This is a genomic window from uncultured Xanthomarina sp., assembly GCF_963971605.1.
In the GTDB taxonomy this organism is placed as follows: Bacteria; Bacteroidota; Bacteroidia; order Flavobacteriales; family Flavobacteriaceae; genus Xanthomarina; species Xanthomarina gelatinilytica.
Genome location: NZ_CAXATZ010000065.1, coordinates 1 through 4,706, shown reverse-complemented (window position 1 = coordinate 4,706; position 4,706 = coordinate 1). Strand labels below are relative to the sequence as shown.

Genomic DNA, 4,706 nt, shown 5'->3' with positions numbered 1-4,706 from the left:
ATGCTGCTGCCATGTTATCTAACTTAGGTATTTCGGAAGATTTGCATTACACCCTAATGAAAGATTTGGATGGCAAACAAAAAGTACGTGTGCTTCTTGCACAAGCCTTATTTGGAAATCCGGATGTTTTGATCATGGATGAGCCTACCAACGATTTGGATTACGAAACCATTTCTTGGCTGGAAAACTTTTTGGCAAATTATGATAATTGTGTGATTGTGGTGTCTCACGACAGACACTTTCTGGATGCTGTTTGTACGCATATTTCCGATATAGATTTTGGGAAAATAAACCATTATTCCGGAAACTATACCTTTTGGTACGAGTCTTCGCAATTGGCTGCCAGACAACATGCGCAACAAAACAAAAAAGCCGAAGAAAAGAAAAAGGAACTGGAAGAATTTATCAGACGTTTCTCTGCCAATGTTGCCAAGTCCAAACAAGCAACCAGTAGAAAGAAAATGATTGAAAAGCTGAACATTGCAGACATTAAACGTTCAAGCAGAAGATATCCTGCCATCATTTTTGAAAGGGAAAGAGAAGCAGGAGATCAAATATTGAATGTAGAAAACCTTTCTGCTTCCTTGGAAGGGGATGTCCTGTTTAGTAAATTGGACCTGAACTTGGTTAAAGGGGATAAAGTGGTGGTGTTTTCAAGGGACTCAAGAGCCACTACTGCTTTTTATGAAATATTAAACGGAAAAGCCAAACCAGATTCTGGTACCTATGACTGGGGAATTACCACTACACAATCTTATCTGCCATTGGATAACAGCGAATTTTTTCAAAACGATTTATCTCTAGTGGATTGGTTGCGCCAATGGGCAAAAACCGAAGAAGAACGAGAAGAGGTATATATAAGAGGCTTTTTAGGGAAAATGATTTTTAGTGGAGATGAAGCCTTAAAAAAATCGAATGTGCTTTCCGGTGGTGAAAAAGTAAGATGCATGCTAAGCAGAATGATGATGGTTAGAGCCAATGTTTTAATGCTGGACGAACCAACAAACCACTTGGATTTAGAGAGTATCACAGCGTTTAACAACTCCCTTAAAAACTTTAAAGGCACTGTGTTGTTTTCTACCCACGATCATGAATTTGCTCAAACCGTTGCCAATAGAGTTGTGGAATTAACACCTAATGGCGTGATAGATAGATACACCACTTTTGATGAGTATATGCAGGATCCTAAAATCAAGGAACTGCGAAACAAAATGTATGCTGTAACGGTATAAAAACATGGCAGAACAAAGCTGTCACAGTTTCCAAGAATCTTATAAGACCAACTTCCAAGTTTTGGAATCAAAATAAAATAAAGAGCCTTACAAACTGTGAAAGCCACCCAATATCAAGATTGGAGTTCAGCTGTAACACTTTCAACAATGGGAACAGCAGCATCCAACTCGTCTTCACTTACAAATATTTCCTGATATCCTGGTACAGAAGACCCAAATCCAGCCAATCTGCCAGATTCTGTTTCGTCTTTTACAATTGGACTAATGCCTACTGCATCCAGTTTATCCACGATAAGTTGTGCAATAATAAAACTGCCTGTATAAATTTTCACATAACTAGAATCCATAGCATTTAAAATTAAGAGTTTCTTAAAGATACAACATTAGTGCTTAAATAATAGTTAATATTTTTAAAATATATCTTGGGAATTACCATATCCAACTCAGGCTAAATTTAAAAAAATGAGCAAAATATAAGTTTGTTAAATTATATGATTATATTTGTTTATTATTAAATATTATAAATTATTACAATGAGTAAAGGAACAGTAAAATTTTTCAACGACTCCAAAGGATTTGGTTTTATAGTTGAAGAAGACACAAACAAAGAACATTTTGTTCACATTTCTGGTTTAATCGATGAGATTCGTGAAGGTGATGTAGTAGAATTCGATTTACAAGAAGGAAGAAAAGGAATGAACGCAGTAAACGTTAAAGTATTATAATATATATTTAACTTATTGAAGACATTAAAAAGCCTCGAAATTCGAGGCTTTTTTTTATGCTTGATATAAATGGTCTTTATCTAAGTTCCGCTCCAACTTCTTTAGCAAAATTGTCTTGAAGCTTGTTCATTATTTTATCTATTTGTTTATCTGTAAGCGTTTTATGTTCATCTTGAAATGTAAAGCTCACTGCATAACTTTTCTTTCCTTCAGGTAAATTATTTCCTTGATAGACATCGAATAAATTTACGTTTTTAAGCAAGTTTTTTTCGGTGTTATTGGCAATTCTATCTATGTCCTCAAAGGAAACAGATTCGTCCAGCAACAAAGCAAAATCCCTTTTAACTTCAGGATATTTAGGTATGTTTTTAAACACTATGGTTTTATGTTTTGCAAGATCAATAACTTCATCCCAGTTAAAATCGGCAAAAAGAACATCTTGGGAAATTCCAAAATGTTTTAAAATGGATTTTTTCACCAAGCCAAACTCAACCACCTGCTTCTTCCCTATTAAGAATATGATGCCTTCACTAAACACATCGTTTTTAAAAGGTGAGGTCTTTAAAGCTGTTAGTCCCAATCGTTCCAATACACTCGTAACAATTCCTTTTAAATAGAAAAAATCTGAGGTTAGTGAAGCCACATTCCAGCGTTCGATTTGCTTGTTTCCTGTAACAAACAAAGACAGGTGTTTAAGTTCTACCTTTTTGTTGTTGTAGTTATGGTAGGTTTTACCAAATTCAAATAATTTTAGGTCGTCTCTTTTTCTATTGATGTTATGGCTTACATTTTCCAATCCGGAAAACAAGACAGATTGCCTTAACACACTTAAGTCATGACTTAAAGGGTTTAACATGGCCACATGATGTGCTTCATCTAACTGTTGGCTTAACTTAGAATAATCTGGAGACGTTAAAGAGTTTGTAAGTGTTTCAAAAAAGCCTTGGGATGCCAATTGGTTACCAATGATGTTTTGCAGTTTATAATCTTCAAATCTGGAGGTATTGGAAATAGAAGCATTCAGTTTTTCGGTAGTCTTTATATTGTTATAACCATATACCCTTAATATTTCCTCTATAATATCGGCTTCGCGTTGTACATCGTTTCTGTAAGCTGGAACTGTTAGCCCCAAACCTGTTTCGGTAACATTGTTTATCTTGATATCCAAAGACATCAAAATGCTCTTAATTATATCTTTTGGAATGTCCTCTCCAATAAGTTTTTTAGCGTTCTCAAAAGTTAATCTTACTTGAAAATCTTCGATTTTATTTGGATAAAAATCCACGATATCACTGGTAATTTCCCCTCCAGCAATCTCCTGGATTAACAAGGCAGCCCTTTTTAAAGCATATTCCGTAATATTAGGATCTATCCCTCTTTCAAATCTAAAAGAGGCATCTGTGTTTATGTTATGTCTTTTGGCTGTTTTTCTAATACTTACAGGATTAAAATAGGCACTTTCCAGAAAAATATTGGTTGTAGTTTCTGTAACCCCAGAATGAATACCACCAAGCACACCTGCAAAACACATAGGCCCTTCGGTATTGCAAATCATTAAATCCTCTTGATGAAGTTCGCGTTCCAAACCATCCAGTGTGGTAAATTTTGTGCCTTGTGCCAAGGTTTTAACTTCAATTTTATTTCCAGTAATTTTTGCTGCATCAAATGCATGCAAAGGTTGGCCCAATTCGTGCAACACATAATTGGTAATATCCACAATATTGTTTTTTGGGGTTAGCCCAATGGCTTTTAATCTATTTTGCAGCCAGTTTGGGGAAGCTTCTACCTTAACTCCCGAAATGGTCAATCCGCAATATCTAGGTGCCAACTCTTTGTTTTTAACATCCACATCAATACGTAGAGTCCTGCTGTCCACATGAAAAGCACTTACTGAAGGTGTAATAAGTTCTAGATTAACATTTTTTTGCAACAAACCTGCTTTTAAATCGCGAGCAGTTCCAAAATGGCTCATGGCATCTGCCCTATTTGGTGTTAGTCCAATTTCAAAAACCTGGTCGTTTTCAACTTCAAATAGTTCTGCCACAAGTGTTCCTGGTTGTAATTGAGCATCCAAAACCATAATGCCTTCATGGGATTTTCCCAAACCAAGTTCATCTTCAGCACAAATCATTCCATGACTTTCCTCGCCTCGTATTTTTCCTTTTTTAATGGTCCAAGCTTCGCCTTCTTCAGTATATAAAGTCGTTCCGATAGTGGCTACAGGCACTTTCTGCCCCACAGCTACATTGGGAGCGCCACAAACTATTTGTAAAGGAGCACCTGTTCCAATGTTAACGGTTGTAAGTTTTAACCTATCTGCATTAGGATGTTGTACACAGGTTAAAACCTCACCTACCACAATACCTTCCAAACCTCCTTTTACAGATTGAAAAGCAACAACCCCCTCAACCTCAAGGCCTAAGTCTGTTAAAAGTTCACTAATTTGTTCTGGTGTCCAAGTAGTTTTTATAAATTGTTTTAACCAATTGTAAGAAATCTTCATATTTGCTTTATTCTTTAAGAGGGCAAAGATAAAATATTGCTTTTTAGCATTCAAACAATGTCTCGAAAATTGTAGGGAATAAATGCTTTAAAATCTTAAGAACAAGTAAACCGTAATTTCATTAATTGAAACAAAATTGTTAAAATTTTAACAATTTGGCATTATTCTTGTGATAAACGCCTTACAATCTGAACCATCGCTTATGAAAACTTATTTACTTTCCTGCCTCCTGTTTTACGCTGTTTT

The 4,706-nt window shown here is 35.5% G+C and carries 4 protein-coding genes; 2 read left to right on the top strand and 2 right to left on the bottom strand.

Features of this window, described 5'->3' with window-relative positions; all coding sequences use genetic code 11:
- Positions 1–1,232 (top strand): ATP-binding cassette domain-containing protein (locus tag AACY93_RS13580; protein WP_339612154.1); only part of this gene is annotated, 1,232 nt, incomplete at its 5' end.
- 113 nt (positions 1,233–1,345) lie between these two features.
- On the opposite strand, the gene AACY93_RS13575 is transcribed toward AACY93_RS13580, so the two are convergent.
- Complete coding sequence (locus tag AACY93_RS13575) at positions 1,346–1,579, bottom strand: DUF2007 domain-containing protein (protein ID WP_007650986.1); 234 nt, start codon at positions 1,577–1,579, stop codon at positions 1,346–1,348.
- 186 nt (positions 1,580–1,765) lie between these two features.
- Between AACY93_RS13575 and AACY93_RS13570 the strand changes: the two genes are divergently transcribed.
- Positions 1,766–1,957, top strand: a complete 192-nt coding sequence (locus AACY93_RS13570) for a cold-shock protein (RefSeq protein WP_007650984.1) — start codon at positions 1,766–1,768, stop codon at positions 1,955–1,957.
- Positions 1,958–2,033: 76 nt separating this feature from the next.
- Here the strand turns inward: AACY93_RS13570 and pheT are convergent, their stop codons facing one another.
- Positions 2,034–4,460 (bottom strand): phenylalanine--tRNA ligase subunit beta, encoded by a 2,427-nt coding sequence (gene pheT / locus AACY93_RS13565; protein ID WP_339612153.1) that lies wholly within the window; start codon positions 4,458–4,460, stop codon positions 2,034–2,036.
- Positions 4,461–4,706 lie beyond the last annotated feature (246 nt).